The organism is Candidatus Marimicrobium litorale (assembly GCF_026262645.1).
In the GTDB taxonomy this organism is placed as follows: domain Bacteria; phylum Pseudomonadota; class Gammaproteobacteria; order Pseudomonadales; family Halieaceae; genus Marimicrobium; species Marimicrobium litorale.
In genome coordinates, this window is sequence record NZ_SHNO01000001.1 from 657510 (window position 1) to 675035 (window position 17526).

18 protein-coding genes are annotated in these 17526 nt (G+C 55.1%); 11 read left to right on the plus strand and 7 right to left on the minus strand.

Annotated features, from left to right (window positions below):
* Positions 1–2: 2 nt before the first annotated feature.
* The 6 genes from rnd (at position 3) to EYC82_RS03030 (ending at position 4372) form a co-directional block, all read left to right on the plus strand.
* The gene (rnd, locus tag EYC82_RS03005; protein ID WP_279248071.1) at positions 3–1136 is read left to right on the plus strand and encodes a ribonuclease D; all 1134 of its coding nucleotides are present in this window, start codon (positions 3–5) and stop codon (positions 1134–1136) included.
* Entirely contained in the window at positions 1133–1402 is a 270-nt protein-coding gene (locus tag EYC82_RS03010) for a YcgL domain-containing protein (protein ID WP_279248072.1), read from the plus strand. The genes rnd and EYC82_RS03010 overlap by 4 nt, the downstream gene beginning before the upstream one ends.
* Positions 1395–1832 carry a YcgN family cysteine cluster protein gene (locus EYC82_RS03015; RefSeq protein WP_279248073.1) on the plus strand — a complete coding sequence of 146 codons (438 nt, stop codon included), beginning with the start codon at positions 1395–1397 and terminating at the stop codon, positions 1830–1832. Before EYC82_RS03010 ends, EYC82_RS03015 begins: the two co-directional genes overlap by 8 nt.
* Before the next feature lie 7 nt (positions 1833–1839).
* Positions 1840–2217, plus strand: coding sequence for a hypothetical protein (locus EYC82_RS03020; RefSeq protein WP_279248074.1), 378 nt, complete (start codon positions 1840–1842; stop codon positions 2215–2217).
* A gap of 107 nt (positions 2218–2324) precedes the next feature.
* A complete protein-coding gene (locus EYC82_RS03025) occupies positions 2325–3170 on the plus strand; it encodes an AAA family ATPase (RefSeq protein ID WP_279248075.1) in 846 nt (281 codons plus the stop codon).
* Positions 3171–3196: 26 nt separating this feature from the next.
* Positions 3197–4372 carry a vWA domain-containing protein gene (locus tag EYC82_RS03030; protein ID WP_279248076.1) on the plus strand — a complete coding sequence of 392 codons (1176 nt, stop codon included), beginning with the start codon at positions 3197–3199 and terminating at the stop codon, positions 4370–4372.
* On the opposite strand, the gene EYC82_RS03035 is transcribed toward EYC82_RS03030, so the two are convergent.
* The gene (locus tag EYC82_RS03035; RefSeq protein ID WP_279248077.1) at positions 4357–5133 is read right to left on the minus strand and encodes a TrmH family RNA methyltransferase; all 777 of its coding nucleotides are present in this window, start codon (positions 5131–5133) and stop codon (positions 4357–4359) included. The two genes, EYC82_RS03030 and EYC82_RS03035, sit on opposite strands and share 16 nt — an antisense overlap.
* 32 nt (positions 5134–5165) lie before the next feature.
* Complete coding sequence (locus tag EYC82_RS03040; protein ID WP_279248078.1) at positions 5166–6071, minus strand: IclR family transcriptional regulator; 906 nt, start codon at positions 6069–6071, stop codon at positions 5166–5168.
* Between the two features lie 183 nt (positions 6072–6254).
* On the opposite strand from EYC82_RS03040, the gene EYC82_RS03045 reads away from it, so the two are divergent.
* Entirely contained in the window at positions 6255–6506 is a 252-nt protein-coding gene (locus EYC82_RS03045) for a glutaredoxin family protein (protein ID WP_279248079.1), read from the plus strand.
* A 41-nt stretch (positions 6507–6547) separates the two neighbouring features.
* Here EYC82_RS03045 and EYC82_RS03050 read toward each other — a convergent pair whose 3' ends face one another.
* Positions 6548–6982: a universal stress protein gene (locus EYC82_RS03050; protein WP_279248080.1), complete on the minus strand. Its 435-nt coding sequence runs from the start codon at positions 6980–6982 to the stop codon at positions 6548–6550.
* Positions 6983–7107: 125 nt separating this feature from the next.
* On the opposite strand from EYC82_RS03050, the gene EYC82_RS03055 reads away from it, so the two are divergent.
* The 3 genes from EYC82_RS03055 to EYC82_RS03065 all read left to right on the plus strand — a co-directional run bounded on the left by EYC82_RS03055 (position 7108) and on the right by EYC82_RS03065 (position 10679).
* Entirely contained in the window at positions 7108–7554 is a 447-nt protein-coding gene (locus EYC82_RS03055; protein WP_279248081.1) for a hypothetical protein, read from the plus strand.
* Positions 7555–7659: 105 nt separating this feature from the next.
* Positions 7660–10326, plus strand: coding sequence for a type I DNA topoisomerase (gene topA, locus EYC82_RS03060; RefSeq protein WP_279250643.1), 2667 nt, complete (start codon positions 7660–7662; stop codon positions 10324–10326).
* A gap of 107 nt (positions 10327–10433) precedes the next feature.
* Entirely contained in the window at positions 10434–10679 is a 246-nt protein-coding gene (locus tag EYC82_RS03065) for a hypothetical protein (protein ID WP_279248082.1), read from the plus strand.
* 52 nt (positions 10680–10731) lie between these two features.
* Here the strand turns inward: EYC82_RS03065 and lexA are convergent, their stop codons facing one another.
* Positions 10732–11331 carry a transcriptional repressor LexA gene (lexA, locus tag EYC82_RS03070; RefSeq protein ID WP_279248083.1) on the minus strand — a complete coding sequence of 200 codons (600 nt, stop codon included), beginning with the start codon at positions 11329–11331 and terminating at the stop codon, positions 10732–10734.
* A 159-nt stretch (positions 11332–11490) separates the two neighbouring features.
* Positions 11491–11808, minus strand: coding sequence for a DUF6763 family protein (locus tag EYC82_RS03075; RefSeq protein ID WP_279248084.1), 318 nt, complete (start codon positions 11806–11808; stop codon positions 11491–11493).
* Positions 11809–12235: 427 nt separating this feature from the next.
* On the opposite strand from EYC82_RS03075, the gene EYC82_RS03080 reads away from it, so the two are divergent.
* Positions 12236–12979, plus strand: a complete 744-nt coding sequence (locus EYC82_RS03080) for an S-methyl-5'-thioinosine phosphorylase (protein WP_279248085.1) — start codon at positions 12236–12238, stop codon at positions 12977–12979.
* A gap of 27 nt (positions 12980–13006) precedes the next feature.
* Here the strand turns inward: EYC82_RS03080 and EYC82_RS03085 are convergent, their stop codons facing one another.
* Both EYC82_RS03085 and mfd read right to left on the minus strand, forming a co-directional pair.
* Positions 13007–13936, minus strand: a complete 930-nt coding sequence (locus tag EYC82_RS03085; RefSeq protein ID WP_279248086.1) for a CsiV family protein — start codon at positions 13934–13936, stop codon at positions 13007–13009.
* Entirely contained in the window at positions 13929–17393 is a 3465-nt protein-coding gene (gene mfd, locus EYC82_RS03090) for a transcription-repair coupling factor (RefSeq protein WP_279250644.1), read from the minus strand. Before mfd ends, EYC82_RS03085 begins: the two co-directional genes overlap by 8 nt.
* Positions 17394–17526 lie beyond the last annotated feature (133 nt).

Consider the following 17526-nt stretch of genomic DNA (forward strand, 5'->3'; position numbering starts at 1 on the left):
CCATGCAACGTGTACTGATAGAATCTGATGAAGCACTCGCGCAAATTTTTTCCCGTGACACAAGCCCCGGGGCTGTCATGGTCGATACGGAGTTCATGCGACGCAATACCTTCTATCCCGAAGTGGGCTTACTGCAACTTTGCTTCGCCTCTGATCCGCCGGAAAGTGAAACAGCATGGTTGGTTGACCCAACCAAAATTTCGGACGTCTCACCGCTGGTCGACTGTTTCGCCGATACCTCGGTACTAAAGGTTCTGCACTCCGCCAGCGAAGACCTTGAGGTCTTTCAGCGCTGGCTAGGGCAGTTACCCGTTCCCCTGTTTGACTCCCAACGCGCTGCGGCACTCCTGGGGATGGGTTTTGGGCTTGGCTACAGGGCTCTGGTGCAAGAGATCTGTGATGTTGACTTGCCCAAGGGTGAAACACGTTCAAACTGGTTGCAACGTCCGCTTACAGAATCCCAGTGTGAGTATGCAGCGCAGGATGTGACCTGGCTGCTCAGGGTTTGGCGCGAGCTTCATCGGCGTTGTGAACAGGTGGGCAGGCTGGAGTGGGTGCTATCCGATGGAAACAACGCTCTGGCATCACTTAGCCTGTCTGACAGTGAGCCGCATGAAAAAATAAAATCGGCCTGGAAGCTCAACCCTCGGCAGCTCGCTACGCTGGCTGCGGTGTGTCGATGGAGGGAGAAAACCGCAAAACAGCGCAACAAGCCCCGGGCCTGGATTATCGACGACCAGACCTGTTTGCAGGTCGCGTTGAGCCCGGCGATGTCCCCACAGGAGTTGAGCAGCATCGGTGGTCTTCCTGCTGGCGTAATAAAACATCACGGCATGGAGCTGCTCGACTTGATGGAGGAGCAGCGTTCCCTGCCAGAGGCAGCTCTGCCGGAGCCGCTGCCCTCGCCATTGAATGGCGAGCAGCGAGGTCGCATGAAGGAGCTCAAGGCGAGAGTACGAGACGAGGCCCAACGTCTGGGGGTGGAGCCAGAGATTCTGGCAAGCAAGCGAGACTATGAATTATTGCTGCGTGAGGCAGCGGGTGTGGCAATCAGAACGCCGCAGCATTGGTCTGGGTGGCGTCAGGACCTGGTGGTCACACCATTGCGCGAGTTCCTCGCAGGGACAGTCGGATGAAGCTGCTCTGTGAAATATTCAAGAGCAGTCGCAAAGAGGGTATGTACCTGTATGTTGAAAAAAAATGCGGTACACAAGCGGTGCCCGAGGGTTTGCTCGCTTCATTTGGTGCGCCAGAATCTGTAATGACATTGTTGCTGGGTGAGAGTCGCAAGTTGGCGAGAGCTGATGCGGCAGAGGTGATAGAAAGCATCTGCGAGCAAGGGTACTACCTGCAATTGCCGCCCCAACCCGGAAAGGCAGATAAGGAAGCCGCCGGTGAGTGACTGGTGGAACAGTAAGGGGCTTGACGAACTCAATCGCACTGAGTGGGAGGCGCTCTGTGATCGTTGTGCCAAGTGTTGCCTGCACAAACTGGAAGATGAAGATGACGGTGAGGTAGTCTATACCAAGGTGCGATGCAGGTATCTTAACGAAAAGACCTGTCGCTGTTCCGACTACAGCCGGCGCACGTCGCTGGTACCCAGTTGTCTCGATTTGAAGGTGTCGGACTGGCACGGACTAGATTGGTTGCCCAGTACTTGCGCTTATCGTCTGCGTGCCCGCGGTGAACGGCTTCCCTCTTGGCATCCGCTGGAGAGCGGCAGCGCACATACCGTTCATGAGGCGGGAGTATCCATCAGGGGGCGGGCTATATCGGAGGAATACGTACACCCCGATGGCCTCGACGAGCATATCGTTCATTGGGTGGAGTAGAGCTTACATGTTAAATGAGAGTACATACTTGCTGGGGTTATACCTCTACCTTGGCGCGGCAGGCACCCTGGTGCTGTATACGGCATGGTGGTCGTGGCGTTCCTGGCGGCCGTTTTGGGCAGCGCTGGTAGTTCTGATAATGGCGGCGCTGCTATTGACGCCGGCATATCCTGGGCCAGGTGTGGCAACGCTGGCGCCTGCACTCATAGTAGCCGGTTTCCAACTCATGACGGAGGGGCCTGAGGCAGCTCAGCATGCGATAAAACCATTGGTTTTTATGCTCGCAGTTGGTCTCACTATCGCACTCTTGCTGCAAGCCCTCGTGTTTCGCACGCGAGGGCAAGCGCGTCGCGGGGAAAAGACAAAGGTCCAGCCGGACCGCTAATGTTCGCCTGACGGCACGGACACTGGGGCGGATCGGCGCGAGAGTGTTGATTAGCCGACCGGCAATCTGTAATCTGATCGACTTTCGAATTTGGAGTAGAGCTTAAAATGAAGTTTGAAGGCACAGAACGCTACGTTGCTACTGAAGACCTGCGCATGGCGGTCAATGCGGCTGTTTCACTGGAGAGGCCTCTGCTGATAAAGGGGGAGCCCGGTACAGGAAAAACGATGCTGGCGGAAGAGGTAGCTCAGGCTCTCGGCAAACGCTTGATCCAATGGCACATCAAGTCAACGACGAAAGCGCAGCAGGGGCTTTACGAATACGATGCAGTATCGCGGCTCCGGGATTCGCAGCTGGGCGATGACAAGGTTCAGGATATCGCGAACTACATCAAGCGCGGAAAGCTTTGGGAAGCATTCGATGCCGACGAGCAGGTCGTGCTCCTCATTGACGAGGTAGACAAGGCAGATATTGAGTTTCCGAATGACTTGTTGGTGGAGTTGGACCGGATGGAGTTTTTTGTCTACGAAACCGGGGCGACCATCAAAGCAAAGCATCGCCCGATCATTATTATAACCAGTAATAATGAAAAAGAGCTTCCCGACGCTTTTTTGCGTCGTTGTTTCTTTCATTTTATAAACTTTCCCGATAGAGACACGATGCGTGAAATTGTCGATGTGCACTATCCCGATATTGCTAATGAACTTGTGAAGGAGGCGATGGAGGTATTCTTCGATGTGCGGTCAATTCCAGGTCTGAAAAAGAAGCCATCGACATCGGAGTTGATCGACTGGTTAAAGCTGTTAATGGCAGACTCTATTCCAGACGAGATTCTCAAGAATCGCGACCCCAGCAAGGCAATTCCGCCGCTCTATGGTGCATTGCTGAAGAACGAGCAGGACGTGCATTTGCTAGAGCGTCTCGCATTCATGCATCGTAGGGAGACCCGTTAGGGCTTCTGGCGGCGAGCGGGCGAACCATGCTGATCAATTTCTTCCAAGGCCTCCGTGACGGCGGCGTTCCCGTCACTACCCGAGAGTTGCTCGATTTATTGGAGGGGCTCAAACGCAAGGTCGCGTTTTGCGACATCGATGAATTTTACTATTTCAGTCGCACCTGCCTTGTAAAAGACGAAAAATATTTTGATCGGTTTGATCGGGCCTTTGGATTGCATTTCAAGGAGCTCGAAGCACTCGACGATATTATCGAGGCGCTAATACCTGACGACTGGCTGCGCTCAGAGTTTATGAAGAACCTGACGGAGGAAGAAAAAGCCAAAATTGAATCATTGGGCGGTCTCGAAAAGCTGATCGAAGAGTTCAAAAAACGACTGGAGGAGCAAGAAGAGCGGCATGAGGGCGGCGATAAGTGGGTCGGTACGGGCGGCACTTCACCGTTTGGGCAGGAGGGATATCACCCTGAAGGTATTCGTGTTGGCCCAAATGGAAAAAACAAGAAGGCAGTAAAGGTCTGGGACAAGCGAGATTTCAAAAATCTGGATGACTCCGTTCAGCTGGGCACGCGCAACATCAAAGTCGCCCTGCGGCGCCTTCGCAAGTTCGCGCGCACCGGTTCTGCCGAAGAACTCGATCTGGATGACACTATCAGCTCGACAGCCCGCAATGCGGGCCTTCTGGATATAAAAATGGTGCCGGAGCGGCACAACGCGGTGAAAGTATTGCTGTTTCTGGATGTTGGCGGTTCCATGGATCCGCATGTGAAGGTGTGTGAAGAGCTCTTCTCCGCCGCGCGTACAGAGTTCAAGCATCTGGAAAACTTTTACTTCCATAATTTCATCTACGAGAGCGTGTGGCGCAATAACGTGCGGCGCCATAATGAGCGGACCCAGCTGTTGGATATCCTGCACAAATACAGCCACGACTATAAGGTGGTATTTGTCGGTGACGCCTCCATGTCTCCCTATGAAATTGTGCAGCCAGGCGGCTCGGTCGAGCACTGGAACGAGGAGGCGGGGGAGCTATGGATGCGCAGAATGCAGGATGTCTACGATAAGGTTATATGGCTCAACCCGACGCCCGAAGAGGATTGGCAGTACACCCAGTCAGTCGCGATTACCAACCAGCTGCTGGAGGGGAAGATGTATCCGCTGACACTGCAAGGGCTGGAAGAGGGCATGAGCTACCTGTCCAAATAGGTGGAAAAAGCGATCAGGCTAGCCGTCACAGCGACGTTGAGCGATTCCACGCCGTTGTGCATGGGAATTGCAAGGCGCTTGTCCGAGAGTGCTCGGGCCTCCTGCCCCACGCCGTTGGTCTCGTTGCCGAGCACATAAACCCAAAGTCCCTTGTTGCGCTGTTCGAACAGCGAGTCCGTTGCATCGGCGTCCAGTGTGCAAATGATTGCACCTAATTCACGGCAGCGCCGCAGGGCTTGTGGTAGCTCGTCGCAGAGTAAAATGGGGGCTCTGTAAACGGTTCCGGCGCTGGCTTTGATAACCAGTGGTCCCAGCGCCGCGCTTCCTTTGCGGGGCAGCAGAATGCCGTCAATGCCTCCGGCCGTTGCCGAGCGCAGAATCATTCCCAGATTCTGTGGATTAGTAATGCCATCCAGGGCCAGGATCCGCCCCGGTCGCAGTGGTGTGCTTGCCAGAAAATCATCCAGCTGCTGAAAGCCAGGACACAGCACATCAAGTGCTACGCCCTGGTCCTGCTTGCCATTGCGGGAAATGCGGGCCAGTTCCGCGCGCGCGTGAACCCTGATGGGTATGTGTCGCTGCTCCGCTTTCTGTTGAATCTCTGTGACGATGCCGCCTGTCCGATTGCTGTCGGAAAGATGCAGTGCATGGCAGTCGAGGGTGTGATCGTTCAGGACCTCCAGTACAGGTTTCCGGCCGTACACGGTCAGCATGCGCTCGAAGCTGGCTTTCCTATTCTGATAGTCCTGTGAATCGGGCACGTCGAGTTCTATAGGCGCATGTGATGCTGACGCTAGCTGATATCTTCATGGCCACTGGCCAGGGTCGTAATACGGTCTGCGGAGGCCTTGATGCGCGCGGCAATTTCCTCTACCTGATTGCCGCTGATGGGCTTGTCGAAGGACCCCGCGACAAAGCACATCACGGGAAGCTTGTTATTCAGGAACACGGGCACCGTGATTGTGCTCACGTTATAGCGACCCTTCGGGTCCACCCGATCCAGATGAAAGTGCTCATCGCAGAGGTCGTGTTGATAACGATTGGCCGCATCCTCGAGCTCAGTCAGACTCCAGGAATTATGGATTCTTCCAAGTTCCTCCCGCAATGCTGCCTCAGCGTGGGTTTTCAGGCTTACTTCGTACCCCCTCGCGCGGATGGCAATCAGCGACACTCGCAGTTTCTTGTCCAGCTTTTCATCAAAATCGCCTCGTGATTCATGGGCGCGGGTGAGCCAGGCTTCAAGATACTTGGCGTCTGAGAAAGCGGTGAAACAGGCTGCAACCGGTGCGGTATTGGGTAGGCGCAATCCCAGCTGGAAGGAATCTATGAGTGGTGTGGCGTGGCCATACAGGGCCAGCAAGACCTGATGCAACTTGGATCGACCGGTGACTGCGAATCCGATATCGAGGTCATTTTGCAGCGCTTCCAGCTCGGGGCGAGCGTATTCAAGAACCGGGAACTGTGCGAAGGCTGCGTTTCCGGCAGCGATAATAGAGGGTCCAAGGCGATAGGCCTTGGTTTTTGGGTGCTGGACCAGAAACCCGTAATTGGCCATGGTGGTGAGGATAGCATGACAGGTGGCCTTGTTAAGATTGAGCCGCCTCGTCATCTCGGTCAATCCAAAGGCCTGCTGTGGATTGGCCATCAGCAAATCCAGTATGGCCAGTGCTCTGGCGGTCGGTTGGGAGAATAGAGCCACTAATTTACTCCGAGCGCACGCTCAATGGTGTTCAGTATCGAGGGGTGGTCGCGATAGCTAGTTCATATTATTGTACCTGACTAGCAATCTTAATGTCAGGTTACACAGGGTCTCAAATCACCCTGCGATAATCTAAACATGGTGTCATAGCTCGGGCTATAGCGCAAAGCACGGTGAGGAGTAATGCAACGTCTTACACTGTTCAGTACCAGTGGCTGCCACTTGTGCGAGTTGGCGGCCGCCGTCGTCGCCGAGGTGTCGCCATCGGTTGGTGGGATCGCTCTGGAGGTAGTCGATATTGCCGAGTCCGATGCCTTGTTTGAGCGCTATGGCCTGTCGATACCGGTATTGCGTCATGCCGATGGCGATGAACTGAGCTGGCCGTTTGCAGCGGTATCGCTGCAGGGTTTCCTGCGGACGAAAAAGCACTGTTGAGAAAATTTACCCCGTGAGTGCTTGCGATGAGTACTTGTTGATTACTTTCCGACTCTCACTGCCAGGACGTCGCAGCTCGCGCCATGCAGCACGCCGTTGGCAGTAGAACCCATTAGCAGGGCAAGACCATAGCGGCCGTGGCTACCTACGACGATGAGCTGGGACTGGAGCTCTTCGGCTTTGGCGTGTATTTCCACTTCCGGCTTCCCCAGCAAGATATGTTGATTTCCCGAGTCAATGCTGTAGCGTTCAACGAGTTTCTCCATCTGTTGTGTCGCCTGCTGCTGGATTTCTTCCTGGATGCTGGAAAAGTCCATAGGGATATCGCCGCCATATGCGAAACTCAACGGCTCGATAACGTGAAGCAAATGCAGCTCCGCGCCTTCGATATCAGCGATGGCGCGAGCGCGCTCCATGACCACAGTGGAATCTTCACTGAGATCAATCGCCACCAGAATTTTGGTGTACTTGGACATGACAGGACTCCGCCCCGGTTGTGAGTTCGACTCCTTTATAGCATAGAATATGACCCGGACACGTGCATTCAATGCGGCGTCTATAAATTTTTATGAGTGATTGATATGTATCAGGACTTCTCTTTGTGACCTACCTACTTATCCTGTTTGTGGTTGCGCTGGCTCTGGCACCTCTGTCACATTTCCTGCCCAGCAAAAGCCAGCGTAGAACAGCGCGATTGAGAGAGTACGCAGCCCTCAGCGGCTTGTTCGTGGAGTTTCGCGACGTTCCCGGCGCTGCCCTTGCACCGCGCCCGTCCGCCCCCGTAATTTATTACGGTAAGCGGTTGCGGCCCGCCAGAGGCAAACCCTCTGATGCATGCGCATGGCTGTCCTCTGCTCAGGGATGGCAGTCAGTGGGTTCGCGACGTGCAGCCCCGGACGCGCTCGATCACCTGGTGGTTGAGGTGTTGGCTGTCGGAGCCGATGAGTTCAGCTGTGGCATTTACTGGACGGAGTCGGCAGGGGAGGACGCAATCGACCAAATCGTCGCGTTTTTGGAGCAGTGGAGCGTGACGCTGGTCGAGGAATAAAACGCATTTTCCTTGACCCCGGCCGAATTGCGCCTTATATATGCTTTTTTTTTCCGACTGGCCAACGACTGGTTGTTGTGGCAGCGGTCTTACTTCAGGGAACTTATGGGTAAATCACTCGTTATTGTCGAGTCGCCGGCCAAGGCCAAGACTATCAACAAGTATCTGGGGCCCGATTTCGTGGTCAAATCCAGTGTTGGTCATATTCGCGATTTGCCTACGTCTGGCAGCAACACCAAGCAGGTTGATCCGAAGAAGCGCGCCGAGCAGGCGGCCCGCACACGCAAGATGGCTCCCAAGCAAAAGGCCGCATTCAAGAAGAAAAATGCGCGGCAACAGCTGATTCGTCGCATGGGGATAGATCCCGACAAGGGGTGGAAAGCGAATTACCAGGTATTACCCGGCAAGGAAAAAGTCGTTAACGAACTGACCAAACTTGCGGCGAAATCTGACGCTATCTTCCTCGCAACAGACCTTGACCGTGAGGGTGAAGCGATTGCCTGGCATCTGAGGGAGTCCATCGGCGGTGACACCTCACGTTATCAGCGGGTTGTTTTCAATGAGATCACGGAAAAGGCAATAACCGAGGCCTTTAAGCATCCGTCTGAAATCGACATGGACCGTGTGCGCGCACAGCAGGCGCGCCGTTTTCTCGATCGTGTCGTCGGTTTTATGGTCTCGCCACTATTGTGGTCCAAGGTGGCGCGGGGACTGTCAGCGGGACGTGTGCAGTCTGTTGCTGTTCGGCTCATCGTGGAACGTGAGCGGGAAATACGCGCTTTTGTGCCTGAGGAATTCTGGGAAATCCATGCGGACATCGCTACCGGGCAAGATGAGACCGTCCGGTTCCAGGTGCGCAAGCACAAGGGAGAAGAATTTCGACCTGACAATGGAGCAGAGACGCAAGCGGCCGTAGCGGAGCTTGAGGCGCTGCCGATGTCTGTGGTCAAGCGCGAGGACAAGCCGACACGCTCACGACCGACTGCGCCCTATATCACCTCTACGCTGCAGCAGGGCGCCAGCACGCGCCTCGGCTTTAGTGTTAAGAAGACCATGATTCTTGCCCAACGACTGTATGAGGCAGGCTATATCACCTACATGCGCACAGACTCCACCAATTTGAGTGCGGATGCGGTCGCGGCATGCCGGGCTTATATCGGTAAAAATTTCTCCGCGGATTATCTCCCGGCCGAGCCGCGACTCTATGCCTCAAAAGACGACGCACAGGAGGCCCATGAGGCGATCCGTCCCTCTAGTGTCAACGTGCTTCAGACGTCGCTGAAAGGCATGGAGCGCGATGCAGAGCGACTGTATGAGCTGATCTGGCGCCAGTTTGTCGCGTGCCAGATGCCTGATGCGCAATACACATCGACAACGATTACTGCCGGCTCGGGAGATTACCTCCTCAATGTGAAAGGCCGTATTATTCGCTTTGACGGGTTTACTCGCGTCCAGCCGCCTGCGGGTCGTAAAGAAGATGTTGTTCTGCCGGATCTGTCGGAGGGGCAAGTGCTTACCGTACAGGCGCTTGATCCCACCCAGCACTTCACCAAGCCCACGCCTAGATACGGCGAAGCCAAGCTGGTGAGCGAGCTGGAGAAGCGCGGTATTGGCCGGCCCTCGACCTATGCATCCATTATTTCGACCATTCAGGATCGTGGTTATGTCCGACTGGAGAATAAGCGTTTCTACGCAGAGAAAATCGGCGATATTGTGACGCAGCGTCTTCAGGGTAGTTTTTCCGAGCTGCTGGATTACGGTTTTACCGCTTCAATGGAAGAGCACCTCGACGAGGTGGCACAGGGTTCGCTTGAGTGGCACAAATTGCTAGATGACTTTTACGCCGAGTTCAGTGATCTGTTAGGACAGGCTGAACAGGGCGAGCCGGACGGAATGCAGCCCAATGAGCCCACCATGACGGATATTGCGTGTGCTAGCTGCCAGCGACCGATGCAGATTCGAACCGCGGGCACAGGCGTATTTTTGGGATGCTCAGGGTATGCTCTGCCGCCTAAGGAGCGCTGTAAAACAACGCTCAACCTCACGTCTGGTGATGAGGCGGTGCAAGAGGACGCGGATGATGAAGCTGAATCGCGCCTGTTACGCAGCAAACACCGATGCCCTCTGTGTAACACGGCCATGGACAGCTATCTGATAGACGAGACCCGCAAATTGCATGTGTGTGGCAATAATCCAGATTGTTCTGGCTTCGAGATAGAGCCCGGTAAATTCAAGATCAAGGGTTACGAAGGCCCCACGCTGGACTGTGACAAATGTGGCACCGAGATGCAGCTGAAGAACGGTCGCTTCGGCAAATATTTCGGTTGTATGTCGGAAAGCTGCAAAAATACGCGAAAATTATTGCGCAACGGGGAGGCGGCTCCGCCCAAGATGGACCCGGTTCCCATGCCGGAGCTAGAATGTCGCAAAGTGGAGGATCACTACATCTTGCGTGACGGGGCTTCGGGCCTGTTTCTTGCTGCGAGCCAGTTTCCAAGAAATCGAGAGACCCGGGCGCCGCTGGTCAAAGAGCTGTTGCCGCACCAGAGCGAAATCGACCCCAAGTACGCGTTTCTTTTCAGTGCGCCGGTTGAGGACGATGACGGCAATCCGGCGCAGGTACGCTTCAGTCGCAAGACCAAGGAGCAGTATGTCATGACGGAAAAAGGCGATAAGGCAACAGGGTGGAAGGCTTGGTATCGCGCTGGGAAGTGGGAAGAGGAAGTCAGTAAAAAGAGCAGCGGCAGTGCCAGAAAGAAGAAAAAAACCTGAAGTATTGAGACATGGTTCAAGTCCTGGCCAGTGGATACGGGACAGTGTTGGTTGGCCGCGGCACATGCTGCTAGAATAGGAAACACAGCAACCACAGGAGGCCATTTGTGGCTACGTCCCTATTGGAAATAGTTGATTGCGGAGACGGTGAATTTGTCCTGCAGCGCAGCGATGATGAAGATAATCCACTGGTGAGGATTTGTTTCTCGCAGGAGAGCCAAGCCTATATGATGGACAATACGCTGGAGGTCGCTAAAGCGATGATCCAGGCGGGCGTGCAGGCTGCCGCTGAAGCCTCCGAAATGGTTGATGGAGTCGAAGTGACTGCAGAGGCGCCGCCAGTACTTCACTAGTTTGCTGCATCAGAACAGCGCTGACACCGCGTAGCTTCAGCTTGGTCGCTATTTAATTCCGCCGTAAAACACCCACGCTCAAACCTTCAATAGCGAAATCCTGTGCCTTCAAATCTACTTTGATCGGGCTGTAATCCTCGTTTTCCGGCAGTAGGAGAAGGATATGCCGCTTGTTCGTCTTCTTAAGGCGTTTTACAGTCACTTCGTCATCGATGCGAGCGACGACGATGTCGCCATTGGCAGCGACAGGGGTGCTGTGGACAGCGAGCAGGTCGCCGTCGAAAATCCCGACATCGATCATGCTGTCACCGTGAACCGTCAGGAAATAGTCTGCCGAGGGTTTGAAGAAGCTGGCGGGCAACGCACAGTAGTCTTCGATATGCGCCTCGGCCAGGATAGGATTGCCCGCTGCAACACGGCCTATTATGGGAAGCCCCGATGAGGCGGGCAGACGAATGCCTCGCGACGTCCCAGCAATCATCTCGATAGCCCCTTTGCGGGCCAGTGCTTTGAGGTGTTCTTCGGCAGCATTGGCAGATTTGAAGCCAAGATGCTCTGCAATATTCGCTCGCGTTGGCGGGTAACCGGTATCGTCAATGTATTGTCGAATGAGATCGAGAACCTGCTGTTGCCGCTGGGTGAGTTTTTCCATGGCCGCTGCTCTGTTTATTTATACAGTATTGTAAGTATATACAGTTTGCGGTGGGATGCAAGCCCGATGGCGCAGCGTCAGCCTGTGTCCGCAGAGGATCTCCATGGGTCGGTAGGGTGCACACAGCGAATTCTCCGCCTCAAGGCGCTGGCTGCTCGTTCAGATGTCTTCAACGCCATACATAACGTCGGTCTCGATGGAGTTGATCGGGCTACACCACTCCTCGGGTTGCAGCGGTGCATCGGGGTCGCGTGTGTCGTGATCATCCAACTCGAAAGCGGCTCGCCAGTCCTCAGGTGCCTCTGCCTGCTCCAGTCGCATTTCCCGCCAGGCATCCAGATCGTATTCGGATACTTCACCGTCGAGATACTGAGTCTCGATGGTTAACTGATCTGGGTCCCAATCGATGACTTCAAACAACTCGTTTGTTTGTAAATCCTTGTACCAGGTGCCGGGGACAGGGCTCAGCATTTTCATTCGGATACCCCTCGGGGTGTATCAATGCGTGTTCATTCAACATATCACGCTGCGGCGTTCTGTCCACCGCGCGGCAGATCCGTCATGCCCAGCCCCGTAACAAGGCTTTTTCCTTGTCTATCATTTCTTTTCAAACAAGATCAGCTGCTTGCACTGAATTTGCAGAGTTGACTTAAATCCTATTTCGAATGTATATATCCGAAGGGGGCGGTCCCATGATTCGCACATGAATAAATTGTCTAAACAACAGGAAACATTTTGCCAAAAATAACACGTCTGACACACTGTAATAGTCCATCTGAGTTATTCGCTGACGGTGTCGCGCAGCCACTTCATCTGGTTTGTCCGAATGCACAGCAAGCGCTCTTGCTAATCGGCTCTCCAGCCACACTCATGATCGGGCGACCGGTGTGGGGGCCCAGTTAACATGCCGTCGATCGCGATCATCGGTGGTACCGGGGTGGCAGAGCTTGACGGTTTTGAGCGGATAGCAGAGCACCCGGTGAATACCCCCTACGGAGCGCCTTCGCGACCGATACAGGAGGGCCTGCTGGACGGGACAAAAATCTATTTTCTACAGCGGCATGGCAGTCCCGCGGCGATTCCGCCGCACAGCATCAATTACCGGGCAAACCTGTGGGCGCTGCAATCGTTTGATATCGACGCCATTGTGGCGATTAATGCAGTTGGGGGTATTTCTGCATCGATGAAAACAGGCCGACTGTTGCTGCCTGACCAGGTGATCGACTACACCTGGGGCAGAGAGCATACCTTTGACGAGGGGCAGGACGGCCATCTGTTACACATCGACTTTACTGAACCCTACGACTCTGCATTGCGTGATGACCTGCTCGGTGCTGCCGCTGCGGCGGGTATTGGACTCGAACCTCGTGGCGTGCATGGCGTAACACAGGGTCCTCGGCTGGAGTCGGCTGCGGAGGTGCAGCGCATGGCGCGTGATGGTTGCGATGTGGTGGGCATGACCGGGATGCCCGAGGCAGCACTGGCAAGAGAGTTGAATATTCCATACGCAGCGGTATGTATGGTGGTTAACGCGGCAGCGGGCCTCGGTGATATGCCCCTTACGCTCACATCGATGCGCGAGATTTTACAGCGCGAGGCGCAAGTCGTTGCATCACTGTTGCAAAGCTTCCTGCGGGGGCGAGCATAACCTGAGGCGGGGTGTGAGTTTGCTGCGTTACCGCGACGTGCCGGGCAACGGCGTGACCTTGATGACCAACCCGACCATTGGGTGGTCGATGTAATTGATTTCCGTGCTTCGCATACGGCGGATCTGCCGCAGGGTGACCGCATGACGGAAAGGGTAAACCGGTTCTTGCAGGACGTCCGGGTACACGGCCTGTGATCTATCATTGTCCTTCCAGTCATCAAGTGGTTGCGCTGGGGCAGCTAACGACGTGGTTGCATTCGTTGTCGTGGTGGGACTGTCGAGCGAATTGCTAAAGGCTATTCCTCCGGCAAGAGGGTCAGGTGCCCTAGTGAGATCCGCGCTGGAGGTGACAGGGCCCAGTGGCGGCGCGGGCATGCGCCAGTCGCTGTCAAGGTAGTCGCCCGATGTGTTCAGCCAGAGATCGGTTTTCAGGTACAGGTAGCGCGACACATACAACGTCACGGTGCCCTGCAGCCGGGTCCAGTATGCGTCATCTCCCGACGTGTCCAGTACGATAGGTATCGCCCTTGATTGCGGCCCTATAGGCATTAACCAGGCTTGATGGAAGAGGACGTCGTGGCGCTCCTCGCGGGCCAATCGCGCTGCCTCGCTGTTAAACTCTCGTTGGCTTGAGGGCAGCGTTGAAAATGGCATCGCAGACAAGGATGTTGGCACCGTTGCAGACGGTGCGATCCGACTGTGGGGTTGTTCGGCTGCCGATGGTTTGCCAGATGGCCGGGCGAGGGGGTGATCGGGCTCTATCAGGTAGGTTGTTTTGTCAGGGTAGGCGAGTGTCGGCAGTGCTTCCCATTCCTCCGCGTTGGCGCCGGCCGGATTGTCGAAAACCAGGATCTCGACACGATACCATTTGTCATTTTCGGCATGGGCAGCCAGCGCAGGCAGCAACAAGAGGCCGCCGAGCAGGAGGGAAAGTAGAGCAGCAAATGTTTTAACCATTGTTTTTCTCATTCAGATCGGCACAGAAGATATCCATTAGTTGTTCCATGTAGTCGTGTCGTGCTGTGATATCGGAGAGTTCCTTTTCAAATCTCAGTCGCGTTTCTCCTGCGAGTTTGAATGCCCGAGGATCTGACTGGACCAGCTTGACCAGGCTCAATGGATGAACCGGTGTTGTTTCTTTGAAATCGATACTACCACCCTCCAATCCGGCTTCGATAGTACGTATGCCGAGTGCCTGGGCTCGGATGCGCAGGTGCGACACCAGAAACAAATTTTTGACCTGCCCGGGTAGCAAGCCAAAACGATCTATCATTTCTACCTGCAGACTACGGAGCGTACTATCATCCGCAGCGGCGGCAATGCGCTTATACAATATGAGGCGACTGTTTACATCCGGCAGGTAATCTTCGGGGATCAGCGCAGGGGCATGCAGTTTTACCTCGGTACCCTGATCGAGTGGTGCGTCTGCATCCGGTATGTCTCCTCGCCTCAGTGAATCTACCGCTCGCTCCAACATATCCATATACATGGAAAAGCCGACGCTGTGAATCTGCCCGCTCTGCTCGTCTCCAAGTAACTCTCCCGCGCCACGAATTTCAAGGTCGTGGGTTGCCAGTAGATAGCCTGCACCGAGATCGCCTGCAGCCTCGATTGCCTCCAGTCGCTTTTGTGCATCCCGTGTTATGCCCGAGCGGGGAGGGGTGAGAAGGTAGGCATAGGCCTGGTGATGGGACCGCCCAACGCGGCCGCGCAACTGGTGCAATTGTGCAAGGCCGAACTTGTCCGCACGCTCGATAATGATCGTATTGGCGTTGGGAATATCGATGCCGGTTTCGATAATCGTCGTACACAGGAGCACGTGCTGCTGCCGGTGGTAGAAGCTGGACATGACCTGCTCAAGTTGGGACTCGCGCATCTGGCCATGTGCGACCGCAATGTTGATGTCCGGCAGTAATTCGCGCAGTTTCCGTGCCGTTTCTTCAATAGTTTTCACTTCGTTGTGGAGAAAATAGACCTGTCCACCCCTGAGCGTCTCCCGCAGTACCGCTTCCTTGATGAGTGCGACATTGTGCTCTCTGACGAAGGTCTTTATTGAGAGTCTTCTAGCCGGTGGCGTGGCAATGATTGAGAGGTCACGCAGGCCACCCAGTGCCATATTCAAGGTCCTTGGGATTGGGGTGGCGGTCAATGTGAGGATGTCGACCTCTGATCGCATCGCCTTGATGATTTCTTTTTGCTTGACGCCAAATCGGTGCTCCTCATCTATGATCAGGAGCCCCAGGTCGTGAAAGTGAAAGTCGCTCTGCAGTAATTTGTGCGTGCCAATCAGGATATCGATTTCTCCCGCGGCGGCTCTTGCCGTCACGGTGCGGAGCTCACTCGCTGATTTGAACCGTGAAATTACTTCAACGGAGATTGGCCAGCCGGCAAAGCGGTCATTGAATGAACCGAAATGCTGCTGGGCGAGCAGTGTGGTGGGAACCAACATCGCAACCTGTTTGCCATTACTGGTGGCGATGAAGGCGGCTCTCAAGGCCACCTCCGTTTTGCCGAAACCCACATCACCACAAACCAGTCGGTCCATAACGCCGTTGCTGGCCATATCCTTGATAACGGCGGCGATCGTATTTTCCTGGTCGGGTGTTTCCTCAAACGGAAATCCGGCACTGAACTGCGCGTATTCCTGCCCCCGTACCTCGAAGGAATACCCCTCTCGAGATTCACGTCTTGCGTAGACTTCCAGCAGCTGTGACGCCACGTCGCTGGCCTTTGCACTGGCTTTGCGACGGGCTTTTTCCCATTGTTCTGAACCCAATCTGTGGAGAGGCGCGTGGTCCGGGTCACTGCCGGCATAGCGGCTAACCAGATGTAGGGAGGAAACGGGCACGTAAAGTCGCGCGCCTTGGTCATACTCGAGGGTGAGGAACTCGGTGACTTGCGTGTCCACCTCTAACGTTTGCAGTCCAAGATAGCGGCCTACGCCGTGCTCAAGATGCACCACGGGCACGCCCTCACGGAGCTCGTTGAGTTCCTTGAAGGGAGAGGCAGGGGTAGTGTCATCTCCTCGGCTACGTCGCCTTCGCTGGGCGACTCTTCGCCCAAATAGCTGGGATTCACAGATTAGCGAGGGCGCATCCGGTCCGCTGTACAGGCCGCGATCAATGGGTGCTGTGGCGATTGCGAAGGGAAGTTTTGAGGCGATGAAATCGAACCAGTTTGCCACCTCTGGTGGATTCAGTTGTTCCGCGTGCAGGGATTCCAGAAGAATTTCTCGGCGTCCTGCTGATTCGGCGCATAGCAATACCGGCGCTTGCTGGCTCTCGAGGAAAGTAGCGAGTTGTTTGACAGAGCCGCCCCGGTCACTGCCTGCGAGGTCGGGGGGTGGCAGAATACCGGTCTCCCTGTGTACCGTGGCATCGGGGTTGTGGCGCAGCTCCAGCACTGCAAAATCCTTTAGGGCCCGATAGAACTCGTCTACCGGCAAAAAGCAGCGGTCGGGTGGCAACAGGGGGTGCCGGGGATCAATGCCATACTCCTTGTGGCGGATGTTGACTTCACCCCAGAAGCTTTCTGCAGCGCCGTGGTGGTCTCCGGTGGTGATGATTGCGCTATCGGCTGGCAGGTAGTCAAACAGGGTAGCGCACTCGTCAAAAAAGAGTGGCAGAAAGTACTCACAGCCGCCCGGGCTTCGGCCGGCGCTCACCTCACAATAGGTTGGGCATTGGTCGTGGTCTACTTCAAAGCTGTCATACCACTTCATCTGAAATCGATTCACAGCTCCAGGGTCCAGCGGGTATTCCCGCGCCGGGAGCAGGTTAATATTGGCAACTTGTTCTACGGTTCTTTGGTTCTCCGGATCAAATGTCCTGATTGAGTCGATCTCGCTGTCCAGTAAATCGATTCTAAAGGGCAGTGCGCTGCCCATTGGGTATATGTCGATCAGAGAACCGCGCAGCGCGAACTCTCCATGTTCGAAAACGGTTTCAACATTGATGTAGCCGTTGCGCAGCAGGTTGTCCCGGAAGCGCTCTACATCCATGGCCTGGCCTGTCTGCAACACAAGGCTCGAGCCCGCCACGTACTCCGTAGGCGCTAGCCGATGCATCAGCGTGGGTACCGGTGCCAGCAATATTCCGCTGCTCATGCCCGGCAGGCGATAGAGCGTATTCAGGCGCTCTGAAATAATGTCTTGATGGGGCGAAAAATTATCGTAGGGGAGAGTTTCCCAGTCGGGGAAGACCGCAATCTCACAGGGTGCATCGAGGAAAAAAGTTAACTCCCGCTCCAGTGCGAGGCAGGCGCTGGTCCCGGCGGTGACCACAACCAGCAGGTGATCGGGAGAGGCCATTTCGGCGATGCAGCGAGCATCCGCCGAGCCGTAAAATGGTCCGAGTGCCGTACGCGACCCTGCCTGGCTGGGCCAGGGTGTATTGTCAAGCAATGTGCTGAACATGGTGGGAGCGTCACTGTATGGGTTATAGGTAGCGTCAGCGCGGCCCGAGTATAGCGAATTAGGTGCTGGCATGCCCGAACAGAGCGTAAATTTGACTGATACCGGCTTGCACGGTAATTGGCATCAGACGATA

Coding starts and splice junctions, on each gene's coding strand:
- EYC82_RS03025 (WP_279248075.1), top strand. CDS start 2,325: ATGAAGTTTGAAGGCACAGAACGCTACGTTGCTACTGAAGACCTGCGC.
- EYC82_RS03050 (WP_279248080.1), bottom strand. CDS start 6,982: ATGTCCAAGTACACCAAAATTCTGGTGGCGATTGATCTCAGTGAAGAT.
- EYC82_RS03010 (WP_279248072.1), top strand. CDS start 1,133: ATGAAGCTGCTCTGTGAAATATTCAAGAGCAGTCGCAAAGAGGGTATG.
- EYC82_RS03080 (WP_279248085.1), top strand. CDS start 12,236: ATGCCGTCGATCGCGATCATCGGTGGTACCGGGGTGGCAGAGCTTGAC.
- EYC82_RS03075 (WP_279248084.1), bottom strand. CDS start 11,808: ATGAAAATGCTGAGCCCTGTCCCCGGCACCTGGTACAAGGATTTACAA.
- mfd (WP_279250644.1), bottom strand. CDS start 17,393: ATGTTCAGCACATTGCTTGACAATACACCCTGGCCCAGCCAGGCAGGG.
- EYC82_RS03045 (WP_279248079.1), top strand. CDS start 6,255: ATGCAACGTCTTACACTGTTCAGTACCAGTGGCTGCCACTTGTGCGAG.
- topA (WP_279250643.1), top strand. CDS start 7,660: ATGGGTAAATCACTCGTTATTGTCGAGTCGCCGGCCAAGGCCAAGACT.
- EYC82_RS03020 (WP_279248074.1), top strand. CDS start 1,840: ATGTTAAATGAGAGTACATACTTGCTGGGGTTATACCTCTACCTTGGC.
- EYC82_RS03085 (WP_279248086.1), bottom strand. CDS start 13,936: ATGGTTAAAACATTTGCTGCTCTACTTTCCCTCCTGCTCGGCGGCCTC.
- rnd (WP_279248071.1), top strand. CDS start 3: ATGCAACGTGTACTGATAGAATCTGATGAAGCACTCGCGCAAATTTTT.
- lexA (WP_279248083.1), bottom strand. CDS start 11,331: ATGGAAAAACTCACCCAGCGGCAACAGCAGGTTCTCGATCTCATTCGA.
- EYC82_RS03030 (WP_279248076.1), top strand. CDS start 3,197: ATGCTGATCAATTTCTTCCAAGGCCTCCGTGACGGCGGCGTTCCCGTC.